This is a genomic window from Streptomyces catenulae, assembly GCF_000718015.1.
GTDB classification, from domain to species: domain Bacteria; phylum Actinomycetota; class Actinomycetes; order Streptomycetales; family Streptomycetaceae; genus Streptomyces; species Streptomyces catenulae.
The window spans coordinates 43251-60782 of sequence record NZ_JODY01000028.1; the positions used below are offsets into that span (position 1 = coordinate 43251).

General features: G+C 70.6%; 19 protein-coding genes and 1 pseudogene. 13 read left to right on the forward strand and 7 right to left on the reverse strand.

The features are described from left to right. Positions 1-16 precede the first annotated feature (16 nt). From IF23_RS0122395 to IF23_RS0122405, 3 genes are all read left to right on the forward strand, one after another. Complete coding sequence (locus tag IF23_RS0122395) at positions 17-3127, forward strand: condensation domain-containing protein (RefSeq protein WP_078654178.1); 3111 nt, start codon at positions 17-19, stop codon at positions 3125-3127. Beyond that, the gene (locus IF23_RS0122400; protein ID WP_030286424.1) at positions 3124-4011 is read left to right on the forward strand and encodes a TIGR03621 family F420-dependent LLM class oxidoreductase; all 888 of its coding nucleotides are present in this window, start codon (positions 3124-3126) and stop codon (positions 4009-4011) included. Before IF23_RS0122395 ends, IF23_RS0122400 begins: the two co-directional genes overlap by 4 nt. A gap of 337 nt (positions 4012-4348) precedes the next feature. Next, a complete protein-coding gene (locus IF23_RS0122405) occupies positions 4349-4963 on the forward strand; it encodes a helix-turn-helix transcriptional regulator (protein ID WP_245655061.1) in 615 nt (204 codons plus the stop codon). Positions 4964-5192: 229 nt separating this feature from the next. On the opposite strand, the gene IF23_RS34150 is transcribed toward IF23_RS0122405, so the two are convergent. The 3 genes from IF23_RS34150 to IF23_RS0122415 all read right to left on the reverse strand — a co-directional run bounded on the left by IF23_RS34150 (position 5193) and on the right by IF23_RS0122415 (position 6702). Next, positions 5193-5504, reverse strand: coding sequence for a hypothetical protein (locus IF23_RS34150; RefSeq protein ID WP_169750025.1), 312 nt, complete (start codon positions 5502-5504; stop codon positions 5193-5195). A gap of 104 nt (positions 5505-5608) precedes the next feature. Further along, positions 5609-6322, reverse strand: a complete 714-nt coding sequence (locus IF23_RS0122410) for an NUDIX domain-containing protein (protein ID WP_030286428.1) — start codon at positions 6320-6322, stop codon at positions 5609-5611. Then, positions 6319-6702, reverse strand: a complete 384-nt coding sequence (locus IF23_RS0122415; protein WP_030286431.1) for a hypothetical protein — start codon at positions 6700-6702, stop codon at positions 6319-6321. Before IF23_RS0122415 ends, IF23_RS0122410 begins: the two co-directional genes overlap by 4 nt. Before the next feature lie 49 nt (positions 6703-6751). Between IF23_RS0122415 and IF23_RS0122420 the strand changes: the two genes are divergently transcribed. From IF23_RS0122420 to IF23_RS0122435, 4 genes are all read left to right on the forward strand, one after another. After that, on the forward strand, positions 6752-7510 hold the full coding sequence (locus IF23_RS0122420; RefSeq protein ID WP_030286433.1) for a DeoR/GlpR family DNA-binding transcription regulator: 759 nt from the start codon (positions 6752-6754) through the stop codon (positions 7508-7510). Between the two features lie 327 nt (positions 7511-7837). After that, positions 7838-8248 carry a RidA family protein gene (locus IF23_RS0122425; protein ID WP_030286435.1) on the forward strand — a complete coding sequence of 137 codons (411 nt, stop codon included), beginning with the start codon at positions 7838-7840 and terminating at the stop codon, positions 8246-8248. Positions 8249-8412: 164 nt separating this feature from the next. Further along, positions 8413-9108: a TetR/AcrR family transcriptional regulator gene (locus IF23_RS0122430; protein WP_030286437.1), complete on the forward strand. Its 696-nt coding sequence runs from the start codon at positions 8413-8415 to the stop codon at positions 9106-9108. A 203-nt stretch (positions 9109-9311) separates the two neighbouring features. Continuing rightward, positions 9312-10451, forward strand: coding sequence for an FAD-dependent oxidoreductase (locus IF23_RS0122435; protein WP_030286439.1), 1140 nt, complete (start codon positions 9312-9314; stop codon positions 10449-10451). 75 nt (positions 10452-10526) lie between these two features. On the opposite strand, the pseudogene IF23_RS32960 reads toward IF23_RS0122435, so the two are convergent. Then, positions 10527-10664 (reverse strand): annotated as a pseudogene (locus IF23_RS32960) (FKBP-type peptidyl-prolyl cis-trans isomerase); the annotation flags it as partial. Between IF23_RS32960 and IF23_RS0122445 the strand changes: the two are divergent. The 3 genes from IF23_RS0122445 to IF23_RS0122455 are packed head-to-tail and all read left to right on the forward strand — an operon-like array spanning position 10651 to position 12485. After that, complete coding sequence (locus IF23_RS0122445; RefSeq protein WP_030286441.1) at positions 10651-11310, forward strand: hypothetical protein; 660 nt, start codon at positions 10651-10653, stop codon at positions 11308-11310. The pseudogene IF23_RS32960 and the gene IF23_RS0122445 overlap by 14 nt on opposite strands. Before the next feature lie 36 nt (positions 11311-11346). Then, entirely contained in the window at positions 11347-11805 is a 459-nt protein-coding gene (locus IF23_RS0122450; RefSeq protein ID WP_157848059.1) for a hypothetical protein, read from the forward strand. Then, positions 11802-12485, forward strand: coding sequence for a hypothetical protein (locus tag IF23_RS0122455; RefSeq protein WP_030286445.1), 684 nt, complete (start codon positions 11802-11804; stop codon positions 12483-12485). Before IF23_RS0122450 ends, IF23_RS0122455 begins: the two co-directional genes overlap by 4 nt. 706 nt (positions 12486-13191) lie before the next feature. Here the strand turns inward: IF23_RS0122455 and IF23_RS34655 are convergent. Next, positions 13192-13935 (reverse strand): hypothetical protein, encoded by a 744-nt coding sequence (locus IF23_RS34655; RefSeq protein ID WP_245655062.1) that lies wholly within the window; start codon positions 13933-13935, stop codon positions 13192-13194. A gap of 239 nt (positions 13936-14174) precedes the next feature. Beyond that, on the reverse strand, positions 14175-15113 hold the full coding sequence (locus tag IF23_RS0122465) for a GlxA family transcriptional regulator (protein ID WP_030286449.1): 939 nt from the start codon (positions 15111-15113) through the stop codon (positions 14175-14177). Positions 15114-15323: 210 nt separating this feature from the next. Here IF23_RS0122465 and IF23_RS0122470 point away from each other — a divergent pair, with 210 nt between their 5' ends. The 3 genes from IF23_RS0122470 (at position 15324) to IF23_RS34155 (ending at position 16685) form a co-directional block, all read left to right on the forward strand. Next, a complete protein-coding gene (locus tag IF23_RS0122470) occupies positions 15324-16013 on the forward strand; it encodes a DJ-1/PfpI family protein (RefSeq protein ID WP_030286452.1) in 690 nt (229 codons plus the stop codon). 60 nt (positions 16014-16073) lie between these two features. Further along, positions 16074-16394, forward strand: a complete 321-nt coding sequence (locus tag IF23_RS0122475) for a hypothetical protein (protein ID WP_030286456.1) — start codon at positions 16074-16076, stop codon at positions 16392-16394. A 108-nt stretch (positions 16395-16502) separates the two neighbouring features. Further along, positions 16503-16685 carry a hypothetical protein gene (locus IF23_RS34155; protein WP_157848060.1) on the forward strand — a complete coding sequence of 61 codons (183 nt, stop codon included), beginning with the start codon at positions 16503-16505 and terminating at the stop codon, positions 16683-16685. Between the two features lie 410 nt (positions 16686-17095). On the opposite strand, the gene IF23_RS0122490 is transcribed toward IF23_RS34155, so the two are convergent. Then, complete coding sequence (locus IF23_RS0122490; RefSeq protein ID WP_051739815.1) at positions 17096-17407, reverse strand: hypothetical protein; 312 nt, start codon at positions 17405-17407, stop codon at positions 17096-17098. Positions 17408-17532: the final 125 nt, after the last annotated feature.

Below are 17532 nucleotides of genomic sequence, written 5' to 3' on the forward strand. Positions count from 1 at the left end.
TCACACCGGAGGCCCCATGGCTGACGCGACCGGCAACCGGCCCCACGGCCGTGGCACCCGGTGGAGCGCGCCGCACGACGCCCTGCCCCTGTCCGCCGTACAGGAGGCCATGTGGATCGCCTGGCAGCGCGACCCCGAGACACCGGTCCACGTCGTCCCGCTGACCCTGGAGGTCAGCGGCGACCTGGACACCGAGCGGCTGCGGGCGGCCGTCACCGAACTGGCCCGCCGCCACCCCATACTGCGGGCCCGCGTCGAACCGGGCGCCACGGGAACCCGACTGACCTGGGCCGGGGCGCCTCCCGTCCCGTTCGAGGTCCGTGCCGTCGGCGTGGCCGCCGATGAAGCCGTCGCGGCCGCCCGACGCCCCCTCGACCTGAGCCGCGGCCCGCTGGCCCGCGCCGCGGTGCTGCGCTGCCCGGACCGCACCGTGCTGCTGCTCACCGTCCACCACCTGGTCCTGGACGGCACCTCGGTCCCCCTGCTCCTCGACGACCTGCGCCGCGCCTACGCGGGCGACCCGCTCGGCGGGCCGGACGCCCCCGGCCCGCTCGTCGCCCACGCCCGGCGCTCGTGGGAACTGGCCCTCGGGGACGACGGCGCGCCGCTGCGCGCGTACTGGCGTACCGCGCTCGCGGGAAGCACCGCCCCGGCCCGCCCGCTGCCCGTACGGGCCGAACCGACCGGCTACCGGCAGCGGCCCTGCGCCATCGACCCCGAACTGGTCCGGCGCGCCCGGAAGCTCGCCCGCGAACTGGACGTCACCTACTTCACGGTCATCTTCGCCGCCCTCTTCGTCACCCTGCACCGCCACACCGACGCCGACGACCTCATCGTCTCCGCGCCCTACCACGGACGGCCCGATCCGGCCCTCGCCGAGCGGGTCGGCTGCTTCGTCAACGTCCTGCCCTACCGCGAGCGGCTGTCCGGCGCGCGCACCTACGCGGAGCTGCTGACCGGCCTGCGCGCCCAGGTGCGCACCGGCACCGCCCACGGTGAGCTGCCGCTGCCCGCGATCCTGCGGGCCGCGGACCTGTCGGCGCCGGACGAGCGGGACCGCACCCACCAGGTGGTCCTCTCGTACACGCAGTTCAGCAACCACGAGGGCAACGGCGGGCGCGGCGCCGACGTGAGCCGGATCGCGCTCACCGGCGGGGACGCACCCGCCGAGCTGCGCCTCCTGGACCTGGCCGATGTGGCGGACCACCGGCTCACCGCCCTGCTCGTCGAGGACGGCCGCGGCAGCCGCATGCTGTGGAAGGACCCGCACGGCACACTGGGCGCGGACCTGCTCGCCTCACTGGCCGACGACCACCTCGCCGTCGTGGCGGACATGGTCGACGCCCCGCACCGCACCCTCGCCGAGGCCCGGGACACACTGCCCGCGCTCGGCGTTCCGCCCGCGCCCCCCGGCCCCGCGGCACCCGCGCCGACGGCCGCGGACGGGCCGCGACCGGACGGGCCGCCCACGCCCGCTCCCGTGGCCCGCACGCCCATCACCTCCCTGACCTCGCCCACCGCCGCCGCGCTCGCCGAGATCTGGCAGCAGGTCCTGGGCGCGCCCGTGACCTCGGTCGAGGACTCCTTCTTCGAGATGGGCGGGCACTCCCTGCTCGCCACCACGCTTCTGACCCGGATCGGTCGGCGGTTCGGCGTCGAGCTGTCCTTGCGCGAACTCTTCGGCCACCCCGGCTTCAGCGAGCTGGTCCGGGCCATCGACGCGCGCCGGACCCCCGCCCCGGCCGCGGACCGGTCCCGGGTCCGGCCCGCCGCGGACGCCCCGGTGGCCCGCCCCGCGCCCGGAGAGGCGTTCCCGGCCTCCGGTTTCCAGGAGAGCATCTGGTTCGCCCAGCGCCTGGACCCCGTCCACGCGACCTATCACGTACCGCTGTCCTGGGAGGTGACGGGAGACCTGGACCCGGCGGCGCTGCGCCGCGCGCTCGCCCTGCTGATCTCCCGGCACGAGATCCTGCGCACCCGCTTCGTCGACCGCGACGGCCGCCTGTACCAGGAGGTCGCCGAGGCGTGGACGCCCGACGTGGAGCAGGCCGACCTCACCCGGTGGAGCGCGGCCGAGCGTGCGGAACGGGTGCGGCGCTGGGCGGCCGACGCCGCGCACGACCTGGTGCCGCACAGCGGACGGCTGCTGCGCGCCGCCCTGTTCACGGTGGCGCCGCACCGCCACGTCCTGGCGTTCTGCGTCCACCACCTCGTTCTCGACGGCGAGTCGGTGCCGCTGTTCGTACGGGAGTTGGAGCGCTGTTACGCGGCGACCGGAGCGGCGGCGGCCCTGCCACCGGCGCCCCCGCACCAGTACCGCGACCTGGTGGCCGCCGAGCGGAACGGAGCGTCGGCGGTCGGCCTCGCGTACTGGCGCGAGCGGCTGGCGGGCGCCCCCAGCTCCCTGGACCTCGGCGCACCCGCCGCCCCCGAGCCGCCGGGGAACCTCGGGCTGCGGCTGGCGCCCGACCTGGCCGGGCGGCTGCTGCCCGTGCAGCGCGCCGAGAAGACCTCGGCCTTCATCATCCAGGCCACCGCGGTCGCCGCGGCACTGCACCGCTGGACCGGGCGGGAGGAACTGACCTTCGGCATCCCGGTGGCGAGCCGTGGCGAGGCGGCATTCCAGGACGTCATCGGGCCGTGCCTGAACACGCTGGTGCTGCGCTCCCGCTGCACACCCGAGACATCACTCGCCGCATTGCTGCGGGCCGTCCGGGAGGACGTCATCGCGGCCTTCGAGCACCGCGCGACCCCGTTCGACGACGTGGTGCGCGCCCTCGCGCCGACACGGTCCCGCGGGCACACCCCGTACGTCGACGTCCTGCTCAACAGCGTCAGCCTCACCCGCTGGTCGGGGAGGCTCGGCGGGGCCGAGCTGACTCCGGTGGACTTCGTCGCCGCGCGCACGGAAACCAGCAAGTTCCCGCTGACCCTCACCTTCGCGGAGAACGGCACCACGCTACGGGGCTCGCTGGCCTATCGCGGCGACCGGATCAGCGGTGCGTCCGCCGGGGAACTGGCGGAGGAAATCTCCGTGGTTCTCCATGAATTCGGTGCGCTTCTCCGCCAGCCGGTGTTCACTCCCCGGCCCCTCGAACTCTCGGGAAGGAATCACGAGAACTCATGAATGCATTCCGGTTCGGGGTCAACCTGAACTCCGCGACGGGACACCGGGAATGGACGGACAAGTGCCGTGCCGCGGAAGCGCTCGGCTACGACGTCCTCACGGTGCCGGACCACCTCGGTGTGCAGGCCCCCTTTCCCGCGCTGGTCGCCGCCGCTTCGGTGACCGAGCGCATCCGGGTGGCCCCTTTCGTGCTCAACAGCGCCTTCTGGAACCCGGTGCTGCTGGCCCGTGAGGTGATGACGACGGACCGGCTCACCGACCGGCGGCTCGACGTGGGGCTGGGCACCGGATACGTCCGCGCGGAGTTCGACAAGGCCGGCGTGGAATGGGGTACGGCCGGAAGCCGGGTGAACCGCCTGGAGGAGACGGTCGTCGAATTGACACGGCTGCTGGACAATCCCCGTGAACTCGGCGACACCCAACCCCCGTTCCGTCCCCCCGTGGTGATCGGCGGCAACGGTGACCGGGTGCTGCGGCTGGCCGCGCGGCATGCCGACATCGTCGCGTTCACCGGCGCCACCCTCAAGCCCGGTGCGCGTCGGGGTACGTTGGAGCTGCTGGACGCCGCCGCGGTCGCGGAACGGGTCGGCTGTTTCGAGCGAGCGGCCGGGGAGCGCGCCGCCCGTGTCGAGCGCAACATTCTGGTCCAGGCGGTGGTGGTGACGTCCCACCGCAAGGAAGCGGCCGAGTCGTTGAGCCGCCGGATGCCCCACCTGACGGCCGAGCGGGCGGCGGACGCGCCCACGGTACTGATCGGCTCTGTGAGGGAGATCACGTCCCAGCTCCTGGAACGGCGCGATCGGTTCGGCTTTTCGTACATCAGTGTGCATGAATCGGCCATGCGTGATTTCGCGCCGGTGGTCGAGGCGCTCGCCGGACGGTGATGTGCCGGTAGGTGGCGCCGGGGTCGAGGAGCGTCGGGGCCCGGCACCACCGCCGGAACGGGTGACTGAAAACGATCATCCCGAAGACGCCATATCTCAGCCCAAAGTTTAAAAATGATTATCCGAATAAGGGATTCCGGTTGGGTTACGTTGGTTCCGACCACATGACCCGTGCATGCGAGGGGTTGCCGGAATGTGTCAAGCACGTACGACACATTCCGGTACGGCATGACACGGCCCCACGCAACGGACCGCTCTCTCCCGTCAGGAGGGGCGGCCCGATGGCGCGGGGCGCCCTAGCAGGGGGGAATCCTTGGGAAGCTCGATTGCCGTAGCCGTGCTCGCCGATGACCCCATCACGGAAGAGGGGGCCATTGTGCGGTTGGCGTCGTACGAGGAGATAGCGCCGCGTCCCCTGGACTGCCGGACCGCTGATGTGCTCCTGGTGCTGGCCAACGAAGTGACCGGGACCATGCTGACGAGAGTGGAGCGCGTCGGCCGCGAGTGCGCCCGCAACGGCCGTCGGCTGCCCGTCGTGCTCGTCGCCAACGAATTCCCGGAACACTCCATGCTGCGCGCGATCGGCCTCGGACTGGTCAGCCTGCTGCACCGGCGCAACAGCAGCTTCGACGCCGTGGTGCGCGCCGTCGTGGCGGCTGCACCCGGCCGCGCGAAACCGGGCGACGGCGTGCAGCAGCGGCTGATCAGCCAGATCCATGCGCTCCGGGACAACGCCCTGGTACCGCACGGCCTCAATGTCGCGGGCCTGGTGGACAGAGAGGTCGAGGTGCTCGGGCTGCTCGCCGACGGTCTGAACACCAAAGAGGTGGCGGAAAAGATCGGCCGCTCCGAGCGCACGGTCAAGAGCGTCATCCACGATCTGGTGGCCCGCCACAACCTGAGAAACCGCACCCACGCCGTGGCCTTCGCCCTCCGTACCGGCGTGCTGTGACCCGACGCGCCCCGGCGCCACCCGGTCTCGACGGGCCGAGGGAACAAGGCGAGGGCACCTGACCGGGAACGGGGCGCGGTCGGCGTCATCGTGCAGGCACTCGGCGTCCGGCAGGCCCGCGTGCCCCCGGCCGCCCCAGGGCCATGAGACAGACCCGGCGGCCGACGAATCGGGGCCACCGGGCCTGTTACACGCTGTTCTGGTCTACTTACACGCTGTTCTGGTCAGCTCAGACGTCCACGGCCTCTGTCGGGCCCGCCCCGCTCGGCGGGTTGACCCGTCCTGCCGGGCTGACCCTCGTCGACCTGGTCTTCATCGCCGGGCTGGCCTTCGGCGCGGCGACCTTCCTTGCCGGGCTGACCTTCGTCGAATTGGGCCTGTCCGCCGGGCGCACCACCGGCGGGGCGCTCTTCCCCGCGACGGTGGCCGACTCCGTCGACCCGGCGGACGCGGCTCCGGCTCCGGCTCCGGCGACTCCGGCGGTGAGCACGGCGGCAGTGGCCACAGCGGCAGTGGCCACAGCGGCAGTACGGCGTTTCATGGTCTCCCCCTTGACTTCCGACAACCATCCACCACCATCCGCCGGACATGACATCTGGTCAACAGACTGGCCAGCTACAGGCCGCCCCTATGTGTTGGTCACGGTCACGGTCGCTCGTTGCGGCGTGCGACGAGGGCGGTCGGCTCGTAGGGGGCCGAGTCGGCGAACAGTCCGTCCAGGGCGGCCCATTGCAGGAGAAGAATGGTCTTGCCGTCGGTGATGCGTCCGTCGCGGGTCATGGCGAGGGCTTCGGCGAAGGGTAGTTCGAGCACTTCGATGTCCTCGCCCTCTTCCTCCAACCCGCCGCCGTTTCCGGTGCGGTCGGCGGGAGTGTAGGGGGCGGCGTAGAAGTGCAGGCGCTCGGTGACCGAGCCGGGGCTCATGTAGGCGTCGAGGACGTGGGTGAGCGGGCCGAGGGTGACACCGAGTTCCTCGGCGCTCTCGCGCCGGATGGCGGTGAGCGGGTCGTCTCCGTCGAGCAGCCCGGCTGCGGCCTCGACGAGCATGCCGTCCGGGTGGTCGTTGACGTAGGCCGGGTAGCGGAACTGGCGGGTGAGCAGCACACGGCCGCGCTTCGCGTCGAAGGGCAGGACGACCGCGCCGTTGCCGCGGTCGTAGGTCTCGCGCTGCTGGGTGACCCAGCGTCCGTCGCGACGTCGGTGGTCGAAGGTGGTGCGGCGCAGGACGTGCCAGCCCTGAGAAGTGAGCTCCACATCGCGGACCACGACGTCGGGGTTGCGTGCCAGATCGCGTCCGGCGCGGTCGAGGCCGGTGCGGCCACGGTGGTCGGGGGTGTCGATGCCGGGGCGGGCGTTCACGCGGTCTCCTGCGGGACGCGGCGCGGGATCTCGTCCACGTCGTGGTGGACAGGCAGGCCGCGGCGGTGGGCGGTGGCGACGTCCTGATCGGCTCCGGTGGAGTCGCCGGGAAGCCGGAGTACCGCGTCGCGGTGGGCGAGCGGGCGCTCGGCGGCCGGGTGGAGAACCCGGTCGGTGGGCGGACCGTTGGGGCCTGCGCCGGTCGAGCGCGGCACCGGCCGGGCGACCCGCTTCCCGATCACGGGTGGATGACCGGCGGCGAAGACCGGCCACGCCGCCGTTTCGAGGCGGGCGAGGTCGGCGGTCATGGCCTGCGGGTCGCCGTCGGTGCCGGAGCGGTGAGGCCCGGCGAGGGGGATGAGCATCGGCTTGTCGGACATGGCGCGCTACGATACACGCAGAAACGTGCAAGAACAGGAGAGAATACGAATGCTAGCTGCCGAGCGACGCGACCACCTGCTGGCCCTGCTCGCCCGCGAGGGCAAGATCGTCGCCAAAGATGTCGCCGCCGACCTGGGAATCTCCGAGGACAGCGTGCGCCGCGACCTGCGCGACCTCGCGGCCGAGGGGCTGTGCCAACGGGTCTACGGCGGAGCGCTACCCGTGTCGCCGGCCGTCGTGGACTACACCGCCCGGCAGACCGTCACCCCCGACGGCAAGCGCAAGGTCGCGGCAACGGCCGCCGCGCTCGTGCGGCCCGGCAACGCCCTGATCCTGGACGGCGGGACCACGGCCCTCGCCGTCGCGTACGCGCTCCCGGCGGACCTGGCCTGCACCGTGATCACCCACAGCCCGACGGTCGCGGTCGCGCTGCTGGACCGTCCGCGGGTCGAGGTCTTCCTGCTCGGCGGCCGCGTCTTCAAGCACTCGGCGGTCGCCTGCGGCGCGGCGGCGGTCGAGGCGGCCCAGAACATCTCCGCCGACCTCTGCCTGCTCGGCGTCACCGGCGTTCACCCGCAGGCGGGACTGACCACCGGCGACGCCGAAGAGGCCGCGATGAAGCGCGCCCTGGCCGCACGGGCCGCGGAAACCTACATCCTCGCCTCGTCCGAGAAGATCGGCACAGCTTCACGCTTCCGTGTCCTGCCCTGGGAAAAGATCAGCGGGCTGATCACCGACACCGACCCCCGCCACGCAGTCGTCGAGCAACTCACCGCGCGCGGCGTGGAGGTCCTGACAGCCGACTGAAGGCGACAGGCTGAACAAGCGACCACGGAAGAACCAGGGCGGCGAGCGGCTGGAGGGGAGTCGGCGAGAGCACGGCGCGCGACGACGTCACCGACGTGATCGGGCGGGCTGCGGGCGGCGCGGTGGGTGGCCTCCGCACGGTCCTGGGCGAAGTTCCCCAGTAGCTGTCCCCGATCCGGCCGTGAACCGGTCAGCCCGACGAGCTACGGACCCGGGCCGCGGAAATGACGGCCTCGCCGAGGGCGGCGAGAAAAAGGGCAGGCGTGTGCGAACGAGTCGTTGACAGGATGTCCGCGCTCCGTACCCGATGCGAAAGGTCCAACGACCGTGGCCCGTGCCATCACGCTGATCCGTTCCGACTCCCTGTCCGACGTCGCCGAGTACGCCTACGCGGCCACGGCTCCCGCCGACTCGCGCCTGATCTTCCTCGCCGGGGCGTGCCCCCTCAACGACGATGGCTCGACGGCGGCGATCGGGGACTACGCGGGTCAGGCGCGGAAAGCCGTCGAGAACATGCGGGCGGCTCTCGCTGCCTCCGGCGCCTCTCTCCAGGACGTCATCAGCACCAGGGTTCTTGTCGCATCGGCCCGGCGGGAGGACTTGGTGACCGCCTGGGAGGTGGTCCGGGACTCGTTCGCCGATCATGACGTTCCCAGCACCTTGATGGGCGTCACGGTGCTCGGCTACGAGGATCAACTCGTCGAGATCGAGGCCGTGGCGGCAGTGCTCGACGCCTGAGTCCCATCGAAGTACACGAGTCCCGTCGAATGACCACGGGGCCTTGGCTCGGGTCCCAGCAGGATTGCGTCGGTCGGTCGGTCGATCGGTCAGTCAGTCAGTCAGTCGGTCGGCTCGGTCCGAGGGCCGGGAACGAGTCCGAACGTGTTCGTTACGATCGGGGTATGGATGGGAAGCGAGAGCCGGTCAGCCGCCGTGAGCGCCCCGCGAAGCCCGCTCTGACCCGGCGTGGCATCGTGGAGACCGCCGTGCGGGTCATGCGAGCGGAGGGGCTGGAGAAGGCGACCATGCGTCGGCTCGCCCAGGAACTGGACACCGGCCCCGCGTCTTTGTACGTCTATGTGGCCAATACCGCGGAACTGCACGCGGCCGTCCTGGACGCGCTCCTCGGCGAGGTCGATCTGGCGGCTCGGGACGCGGGGGAGGGCTGGCGCGAGCAGCTCTTCGCGGTGCTCAGCTCGTACACCCGCGTCCTGTTCGAGCACCCGCAGCTCGCCCGGTCGGCTCTGGTGGCCCGGCCCAGCGGTGAAAACTATCTGCGCCTCGTCGAGCGCATCCTCGGCCTGCTGTCCGGTAGCGGCGCCCCCCGGGAGCAGACCGCCTGGGGCGTCGACAATCTGCTGCTGCACGCCACGGCGACCGCCGCCGAACACGGTACCCAGCAGCGCGACCCCGCCTCCCGCGACGACTGGAACGCCCTGACACGGGCCGTGCACGCCACGGACGCATCCACCCACCCGATGATCGACGCGCATATGCCGGCCTTGCTCGCCGGTACCGCCGAGGACCGGCTGACCTGGGGTTTCGACGCCCTGATCAACGGCATCGTCCAGACTCCCCTCCCGCGCGTCACCGGCTGACCCCTTCCTCCGGTCCGGCCCCGGGCGCTGTACGCCCCGGGGCGATTCGCATGCGGAGCATCGACGAACTTGTTCGCAACGAACGCGTTCGTTACTTTGGAGAGGTCGGGCCGCGCTGCCCGGCCACCCTGATCGGGCGCGGGCGCATCCCCGCTCCGGTCGGCGCCCGGCACCATGCACCACGAGCCTCCGGAGGTAGCCGTATGAACACGCATTTCCCTGTCGCGATCATCGGCGGCGGTCTGGGCGGCCTCACCGCCGCCCGGGTGCTGCACATCCACGGGATCCAGGCGACCGTCTTCGACCTGGAGGCATCCGCCGGAGCCCGCACCCAGGGCGGCATGCTCGACATCCACGAGGACAGCGGCCAGCGGGCCCTGCGCACCGCCGGTCTCCACGACGACTTCCTCAAGATCATTCACCCGGGCGGCCAGGCCCTGCGCCTCCTCGGCCCGGACGGCACCGTCCACGTGGCCGAGGAGGACGACGCCACCGGCGGCCGACCCGAGGTGGACCGCGGCGACCTCCGTGACCTGCTCCTGAACTCCCTGCCCGACGGCACCGTCCGCTGGGGCAGGAAGGTCACCGGCGCCCGCCCGCTGGACGGCGGACGCCACGAGGTGACCTTCGCCGACGGCACCACCGTCACCACCGACCTGCTGATCGGCGCGGACGGCGCCTGGTCACGCATCAGGCCACTGCTCTCCGACACCATCCCCGCCTACACCGGCATCTCCTTCATCGAGACCGACCTCTTCGACGCCGACACCCGCCACCCGCGCAGCGCCGCCGTCATCGGCGGCGGCTTCTTCCTCTGCCTCGGCGATCGGCGCGGCTTCCTCGCCCACCGCGAGACCGACGGCAGCCTGCACGTCTACACCGCCCTCAAGACCGACGAGGACTGGCTGGACACCCTCGACTTCCGCGACAGCGCCGCCGCCAAGGCCGCGGTCCTGGCCCACTTCGAGGGCTGGCACGAGGACCTGCGCTCCCTGGTCGCCGACGCCGACACGCTCACCCCACGCCGCATCCACGCCCTGCCCGTCGGCCACCGCTGGGACCGCGCCCCCGGCGTGACCCTGCTCGGCGACGCCGCCCACCTGATGTCCCCCTTCGCCGGGGAAGGCGCCAACCTCGCCATGCTCGACGGCGCCGAACTCGGCCGGTCCATCGCCGCCCACCCCGGCGATACCGAGACGGCCCTGACCGCCTACGAGGAAGCGCTCTTCCCGCGCAGCGAAGCGTCCGCCGCCGAATCCGCCACCAGCCTGGACACCATGTTCGGCGAGAACGGCCTGGAGCAGATGACCGGCTTCTTCACCACCGGCCCGACCGACGCGTAACGGCCCGCCGGGCCCACCGAGGGCGTCTGACCGGGAACTTCCCTGGTCAGACGCCCTCTCCGGATTCCGTGTCGGCTAGAAGAACCCCAGCTTCTTCGGCGAGTACGAGTCGAGCAGGTCCACCACGAAGATGAGGGTCGAGCCCGCTGGGATCACGGGCGAGGGTGACTGCTTGCCGTAGCCGAGATACGGGGGAACGGTGGTCTCGTGTCGGTCGTCGGCCTACCAGCTCGGCTCCGGGCACATGATGGCCACGGCCAACGCGCACCTGCTGACGGACCAGCCGGACAACAAGAAGTCCGCGAACGGCGGCGACGTCGGTGGCTGGGCCGGTGACCTGATGACCTTCTGGGCCGACTGGCGCAACTCCGAGCAGCAGTACGCGGATCCGCTGAAGTTCGCCCACGACAAACTCGCCGTGCCCGGCGTCGCCTCGTCCTTCGGCTTCAACGACCTCATCGAGGACGCCGACGGCTATCTGCTCGCCAGGGCCGTGCGCGGAGGCAAGAACATCGTCGACGCCGTGAAGGACCACTACAACGGCAGTGGCGGCCTGACCCGCTTCAACGACTACTACACGGGGCGCTGGGGCAACGCCACGGACTGCAAGGACTCCGCCCACAACGCCCTCACCGCGCTCGACGGAACTCTCTCGGTCGCCCAGGCGTACCTCATCACCGGCGCAGGGGCTGTCCTCCCGGCCGACTACCAGAACCTGCCGGGCGGCTACGACAAGCTCAGAAACTTCGAGCAGGGCCTCGTCGACGCGCTGCTCGCCCGCATGGGAACGGAGAAGCAGAAGCTCTCCGTGTACCAGGAGAACCACGCGCGCTACCTGAAGGCGGCGCGCGCCCGCTGAAGAACCCGAACGCAGCAGAGAGCTGGGCAAGAAGGCATGAAAGCACTAGGACTCCTCACGGTCATCGCCGTACTCGGCGCATGGCTCGTGTGGAACGCGTGGAACGTGTTCCACCTCGTCACCGGCGTACGGGACGGCTCGTGGCAGCGCCCCCTGTGGTGGACGCGCCTGTGCTCCGTCGCGCTCTTCGTCGGCGTCGCCGCATGGATCCGAGGCCTGTTCGCCGCCGGCCTGGACGCCCGCAAGACCTGCCTCTTCGTTCACCACGAACGGTACGACGAGGCGTACCGGCATTCCCACGCCGCCGAATTCCGCAAGATCTTCCCGCTGCACAACATGTGCAACGCGCACGCGGACCTGGTCCCCGCTTGGGTCAACCCGACGATCGCGGTCTGCGGAGTCCTCGCACTGTCCGCCGCGGCGGCCCTTCTGTGGTTCGTGACCACACACGTCATCAGACTTTCCCAACCTGCGAGAAAGGGGGACCAGTCATGACCTCGACCGGTCTGTCACGCCGCCGCTTCATAGGCGCCACGTCCTCGGCCGCCGCCACTGCCACGCTCATCAACCTCGGTGGGGTGGGTACGGCTGTGGCCACCACGGGCAAGGGCGCCGAACCCCACGCCTGGAAGGGCAAGCAGTCCCGCAACGGCTGGCCCGTCCTCGCGCAGGCCCCCAGTCACCGCATCGAGGGCAGTAGCCAGAAGGTGCGCCTGGCGGAGGGCGACGCATCGGTGATCCTCCTCCATGTCGCCCGCCGCTTCCACTACGAGATCGACTCCCTGCGAGCAGGAGACGTGCACGGCTGGACGGCCCACGCGAACGTGACAGAGCCCTATGAATCGAACTATGCGTCGGGCAGCGCCCTGGTCATCCGCCCGCTCTGCTACCCCAGCGGGTCGAAGGGCAATTTCTACCCGAACGAACTGGTGGTCATCCGCGACATCCTCAGCGAGCTCGACTCCACAGTGGCCTGGGGCGGCGACTTCAAGGTGCCCAAGGAATCCCATTTCGAACTCACGCTCCGCCCCGGCCACCCCCGCCTCAAGGGCGTGGCTCGCAAGATCCATGGATGGCAGACCGACCCCGGCAATCACGGCGCGGGCGCGATCGACGCCTTCGACCCGCGCCGCCGCAGGGTGGCTCGCGCGTTCGAACGGCGCATGGCGAGCTGAGCCGGTTCTGCGCCCGAAGTGGAGGGCGGGCCGACCCGGTCCGCCCTCGGGCACGTGACAGAACCCGGTGCGGGCTGGCGGCAGTGGTTCGAGCAGGAGGGGATGTCCGGTCGGCTGGGTCGCTGACCATCCGGGCTCGCCCGTCGGGCAGTTACACCACCGCCCGGCGCGTGCACGACAGCACGGTGGCGCCCCCAGCGAGTTCCGCTACGGGTAGTGCACTACGTACGGACTGATGGCGCGCCTGGGCCAACCCTCCGCCGAGGCTGTGACCCAATCCGGTCCGGGCCGCCCGGCTTCTCACGGCGGTCGCTCGGCAGCGAGCGCGGAAGGACGCCCTGACTCACACCGAACTCGCCTCTGGCCTGGCCAAGCGCCCCTACGACCTCCGGCACGCCGGACCGTGTCAGTCAAGGCGCGGCGCTTGAGGGGTGAGTCGGGATTTGGTCCGTGACTGGTCCGGAACAGCTGGTCAGGATCTGGATAGCGCGGGGAGTAACTGGGAGTTACGGCGTAAACCGTGCGCTTGGCTGGGCGGGGCGAGCGGAAGGCGCCTGACGGGAAAAGTCCAGGGGCAGGCGCCTTTTCTCGTGCCCCTAGAAGAACCCCAGCTTCTTCGGCGAGTACGACACCAGCAAGTTCTTCGTCTGCTGGCGGTACAGCGCTCGTAGTTGGCCTGACCTGGAGGTACGGCAGCTTGCGACCGTCAATGGTGGGGAGTTGGTCCGTGTATGGTCCGGATCTCGGCACCGGTGATCTCAATGCTGGGGCGCAATTGTCGCCGCCCCCCTTGACGCCTGTACGCCTCTTCCGCCCGCCGGTAGGACAGTCGGGCGCGGCCGGTCACGGGGCAGGTGTCCAGGGTCGGCGTACGGGCGGGGGCCTTGTGGTCGGTGAGGAACAGCGGGCCGTGGGTGCGGTCGGCGATGAGCCGGGGCAGAAGCTGGGTGGTGCCGGACTGCCAGTGAATCCACTCCACGGCGCCACCCTGGGGCTTGGGCAGTGCCTTGGTGCGGTCCGGTGGTGCCGGGCGGCGCTCGATCCCGATCGTCGGGTCGTCGACGATCCAGCCCTGGCGCTGCCACCGGCCGATCGCCTTGCGCACGATAGACAGTTCACGGTTGACGGTGTCGGCGTCCATCTCGTCCGCCCGCGCGGCGGCGAGCACCGGCGGCAGGCCCGGGTCGTCGATGGCTGTCAGGCCGAAAGGGGCGGGCCTGGCGCCGCGGCGGGCGGGCCCGGTTGGCGCCGGTTCGCCGCGCAGCATCCCCCAGGTGGTGCGCGAGATCCGGTAGATGCGCGCGGAGGACTTCGCGATGCCCGCGGCGGTGAGATACCGCTCGACCGCCGCGGCGTACGACGGCAGTGGAGCGGCCAATGGCACGGCCCGGGCGCGCGGCACCCGCAACGCGCCCCCGCTCTCCGGCACGGCCGCCTGTTCGATTCCCACTCGTCGCACCCTCTGACCCTGCCGCAGTGAATGCGTACGCCTCGCTCCCACCGCTCGTGATCGGGCTTGGCGAACATGCAAGGTCGTCGGCGAGAGCCGGGAAGACCGTTTCGACCCTGCCGCAGTGAATCCGGCATTTACTCGCGGCATCACGCTGACGGGTCATCGGGCCACGGGAGTCCGATAAGCCGCCCCGAAAGCCTGTCGTTCGCCCGTAACTGGAGGAGTGCAGGGCGCAGTCAGCTGAAGGTGCGGCGGTAGGTGTGGGGGCTGACGCCGACGGTGCGTTTGAAGCGGTCGCGGAAGGCGGTGGGTGAGCCGAAGCCGACCTGGGCGGCGATGCGTTCGACGGAGTGGTGTGTGGTCTCCAGGAGGTGCTGGGCCCGGCGGATGCGTGTGCGGTGGAGCCACTGGAGCGGGGTGGTGCCGGTCTGTTCGCTGAAGCGGCGGATCAGGGTCCGGGTGCTGACGTCGGCCTGGGCTGCCATGTCGGCGAGGGTGAGGGGCCGAGCGAGGTTGTCCTGCATCCAGAAGAGCAGTGGTTCGAGGGTGGAGCCCTGAGGGGTTGGGGCGTAGTCGTGGACGATGAACTGTGCTTGTCCGCCTTCGCGTTCGAGCGGCGTGACGGACAGGCGGGCGGCATCGGCGGCGACGGCCGAACCGTGGTCGCGGCGGATCATGTGCAGGCACAGGTCCAGTCCCGCGGCCGCGCCCGCTGAGGTGAGGATCTGCCCGTTGTCGACGTACAGCACGTCCGGGTCGACCTCGATGTCCGGGTAGGTGGTGGCCAGGAGACCGGCGGCGGCCCAGTGGGTCGTGGCCCGCAGGCCGTTGAGCAGGCCGGCAGCGGCGACGGGGAAGGTGCCCGAACAGATGGAGGCGATGCGCGTGCCGTCCGCAGCGGCTGCCCGCAGCGCGCCACGGACGTCTGAGGAGATCGGGGCTTCCGGCGTGGCGGTGCCGGGGACGATGATCGTGTCCGCGCCCCGGAGCCCGGCGAGACCCCAGGGTGCGCGCAGGACGAAGGCCCCGGTATCGATCTCCTGTCGCTCGGCACACACGCGGATCTGGTAGCCGGGGCGCCCATCCGGGAGGCGGGTGCGGGTGAAGACCTCGATCGGGGTGGAGAGGTCGAACGGGATTACCTGGTCCAGTGCGAGAACGGCGACGGTGTGCATGGCCAGAAAATACTCTCTCGCCGGGCCGCTGCCCCGGTTCCGGTTTCCCGATATCCCGGCTTCACCGCAGTTCAGCGACCGCTTTTCAGGCTTGGCACTATCCCGTTGACATCTGTCACTCCTGCCACTGGGAGGCGAGGTGGCAGCCGGTTACGTTCGGGGCGTACCCAGCGCAGGCCGCCACTTCCCGCAGCCGAAGGAATCCCCTCCATGCATGTCCAGATCGTCTTGTTCGACGGCTTCGATCCGCTCGATGTCATCGCTCCCTACGAGGTGCTGTACGCCGGCGGCACTGCCTCCGCGGGCGCGGTGAGCGTGGAACTGGTCTCCGCCGAAGGGCCACGCGAGGTGGTCAGCGGCACCGGCGGGCTGACCCTGCGCGCCACTGCCGCCCTCGACCCCGGGCGGGCCGGTCTGATCCTGGTCCCCGGCGCCTCGGGCCGGGTCGGAGAACCCGGCGAGGTCCCTGACCACGATGCGGGGGCCGGTCGGTGGCAGCAGGGCGCATCCATCCCCGTACTGCTGGGGCTCACCCTGACCACCGAACTGCCCGCGCTGTTGAAGGCTGCGATGGAGCATCCCGAGGTGACAGTCAGCGCCGTGTGCGGCGGCTCACTCGTCCTGGCCATGGCCGGTCTGCTGGAGGGACGCCATGCCACCACCCACCACATGGGCCGGGACATGCTCGACGCTACCGGTGTCCGTGCGGTGAGCGCCCGCGTCGTCGATGACGGCGACCTTGTCACCGGTGCTGGCGTCACCTCAGGACTCGACCTGGGCCTGTATTTGCTGGAGCGCGAGGTGGGCCCCCGGATCGCTCATGCCGTCGAGGAACTGTTCGCCCATGAGCGCCGCGGCACTGTCTGGCGACACAGGGGGCCGGAGCCCGTCCCGTTCTGACCCGATGCCCCTCTGGCTGCACTGACCACTCACACCACCACCGTTAGGAAGAACAGCAGCATGGCCGTCGAAGGCACTTGGGACCTGTCCCTCTCCACCCCCATCGGCAAGATCAAGGCCGTGGCCGAGTTCCGGCGCAAGAGCGGTGTCCTCGTCGGAACCGCCCACGGGGAGGGAGAGGAAGTACCGCTCAGCGACGTTGTCCTCGACGGCGACCGGCTCACGTGGCAGCAGGCCATCACCAAGCCCATGCGGCTGAACCTGGCCTTCGCCGTGAGAATCGACGGCGACACTCTTACAGGAACCTCCAAAGCCGGACGCCTCCCGGCCTCGAAGGTCACAGGCGAGCGCCGCATCCTCCAGGCGGCCCCAGAGCACTGACTCTCAGGCGGCCTGGCCGAAGCCCTCGCCGGTCACGTCTTCCGCCCGTAGCTGCGTGACATCCATATCCAGCTTCGGGTCGTACACCTCCGGCTGGATGCCGAGTTCTTGCGTCCTGTACTCGCCGAACCGCAGGATGTGCTCGGTCGGGTACGGGGAGACCTGGACCAGGTCCTTGGGATCGATCTCCCACCCCTCCTCCTACGAGACCGCTGCACGGTGCTGGAGAACGAGCGCGACCGGGCGCTGCAGGAGTTGAAAGCCAGCGACGTGGAAGAGGTCCAGCAGTAGCTGGCCGCCCCAGAGCAACGGCTCATCGACGCGGAGGTCCGGCTGGAGAGGCCCGGCGGGAACGCGAGGAAGCCGAGGAAGAGCCGCCCCCGGCCGTCAGCGAGCTGCCCCCGCTGTGGGAGTACGACCACGTCCTGGAAGCCACCGACGCCCGGCTCGACGCCCACGACGCTGAAACCGCCACCCTGCGCGAGCGGGCCCGGCGCAGCTCCCGGACGTGTTCGAGGCGGGTGGTCTCCCGCTCGCCGTACGCCTTGAGCACCGACGCGTCGCCGATGCCGGGCTGCTCGGCGGGGTAATCGTCACAGGCCGACAGAGCGCCGAAAGGGGCGGAAGCCTCTGGCCACCAGCTCGGGGACTCGGCGTGGCTCAGGGGAACTCACAGGATGTCGCGCATGCGTTCCATGAGGTTAGGTGCGAACGAGTCCGGCTGGGTCCGCCGGGTAGTGGTCGAGGTCCGGGTCTTCGTGGAGTGCGTCGAACTCGTCGTAAATCTGCCATGCCGGGCCGAGTTCGGTGCGAAGGCGGCCGAGCGCTTGGCGTACCGCCTCGTGGAAGTTGTGACACTCCGTTTCACGCCACGGTCCCGGGGCCGGGGGGAAATCCCAGTTCAACGACGCATCGTAGCGAGCTATCAGCCTGCGCAGGCCGTCGCGGAGGTCATGGCTGATCGGACGCGGCTGACGCCTCGCCTTCACCACCCCATCGACGTCGTCGGCCATCGTCTGATGAGGCGCACTTCGAGCCAACGGCAGGCGGCTACGGGTGCTTGGTGCCGACAGGTTCTTGGTCTGCTGGTGGTACGGCAGCCACACCGCCGTCGACCAGGAAAGCACGGGCGCGCGGC

What these genes read in the sequence shown, in the direction of transcription:
- IF23_RS0122395 (WP_078654178.1), top strand. Translation starts at nt 17, where the DNA reads ATGGCTGACGCGACCGGCAACCGGCCCCACGGCCGTGGCACCCGGTGG.
- IF23_RS0122400 (WP_030286424.1), top strand. Translation starts at nt 3,124, where the DNA reads ATGAATGCATTCCGGTTCGGGGTCAACCTGAACTCCGCGACGGGACAC.
- IF23_RS34150 (WP_169750025.1), bottom strand. Translation starts at nt 5,504, where the DNA reads ATGAAACGCCGTACTGCCGCTGTGGCCACTGCCGCTGTGGCCACTGCC.
- IF23_RS0122415 (WP_030286431.1), bottom strand. Translation starts at nt 6,702, where the DNA reads ATGTCCGACAAGCCGATGCTCATCCCCCTCGCCGGGCCTCACCGCTCC.
- IF23_RS0122420 (WP_030286433.1), top strand. Translation starts at nt 6,752, where the DNA reads ATGCTAGCTGCCGAGCGACGCGACCACCTGCTGGCCCTGCTCGCCCGC.
- IF23_RS0122430 (WP_030286437.1), top strand. Translation starts at nt 8,413, where the DNA reads ATGGATGGGAAGCGAGAGCCGGTCAGCCGCCGTGAGCGCCCCGCGAAG.
- IF23_RS0122435 (WP_030286439.1), top strand. Translation starts at nt 9,312, where the DNA reads ATGAACACGCATTTCCCTGTCGCGATCATCGGCGGCGGTCTGGGCGGC.
- IF23_RS0122450 (WP_157848059.1), top strand. Translation starts at nt 11,347, where the DNA reads ATGAAAGCACTAGGACTCCTCACGGTCATCGCCGTACTCGGCGCATGG.
- IF23_RS0122455 (WP_030286445.1), top strand. Translation starts at nt 11,802, where the DNA reads ATGACCTCGACCGGTCTGTCACGCCGCCGCTTCATAGGCGCCACGTCC.
- IF23_RS0122465 (WP_030286449.1), bottom strand. Translation starts at nt 15,113, where the DNA reads ATGCACACCGTCGCCGTTCTCGCACTGGACCAGGTAATCCCGTTCGAC.
- IF23_RS0122470 (WP_030286452.1), top strand. Translation starts at nt 15,324, where the DNA reads ATGCATGTCCAGATCGTCTTGTTCGACGGCTTCGATCCGCTCGATGTC.
- IF23_RS0122475 (WP_030286456.1), top strand. Translation starts at nt 16,074, where the DNA reads ATGGCCGTCGAAGGCACTTGGGACCTGTCCCTCTCCACCCCCATCGGC.
- IF23_RS0122490 (WP_051739815.1), bottom strand. Translation starts at nt 17,407, where the DNA reads ATGGCCGACGACGTCGATGGGGTGGTGAAGGCGAGGCGTCAGCCGCGT.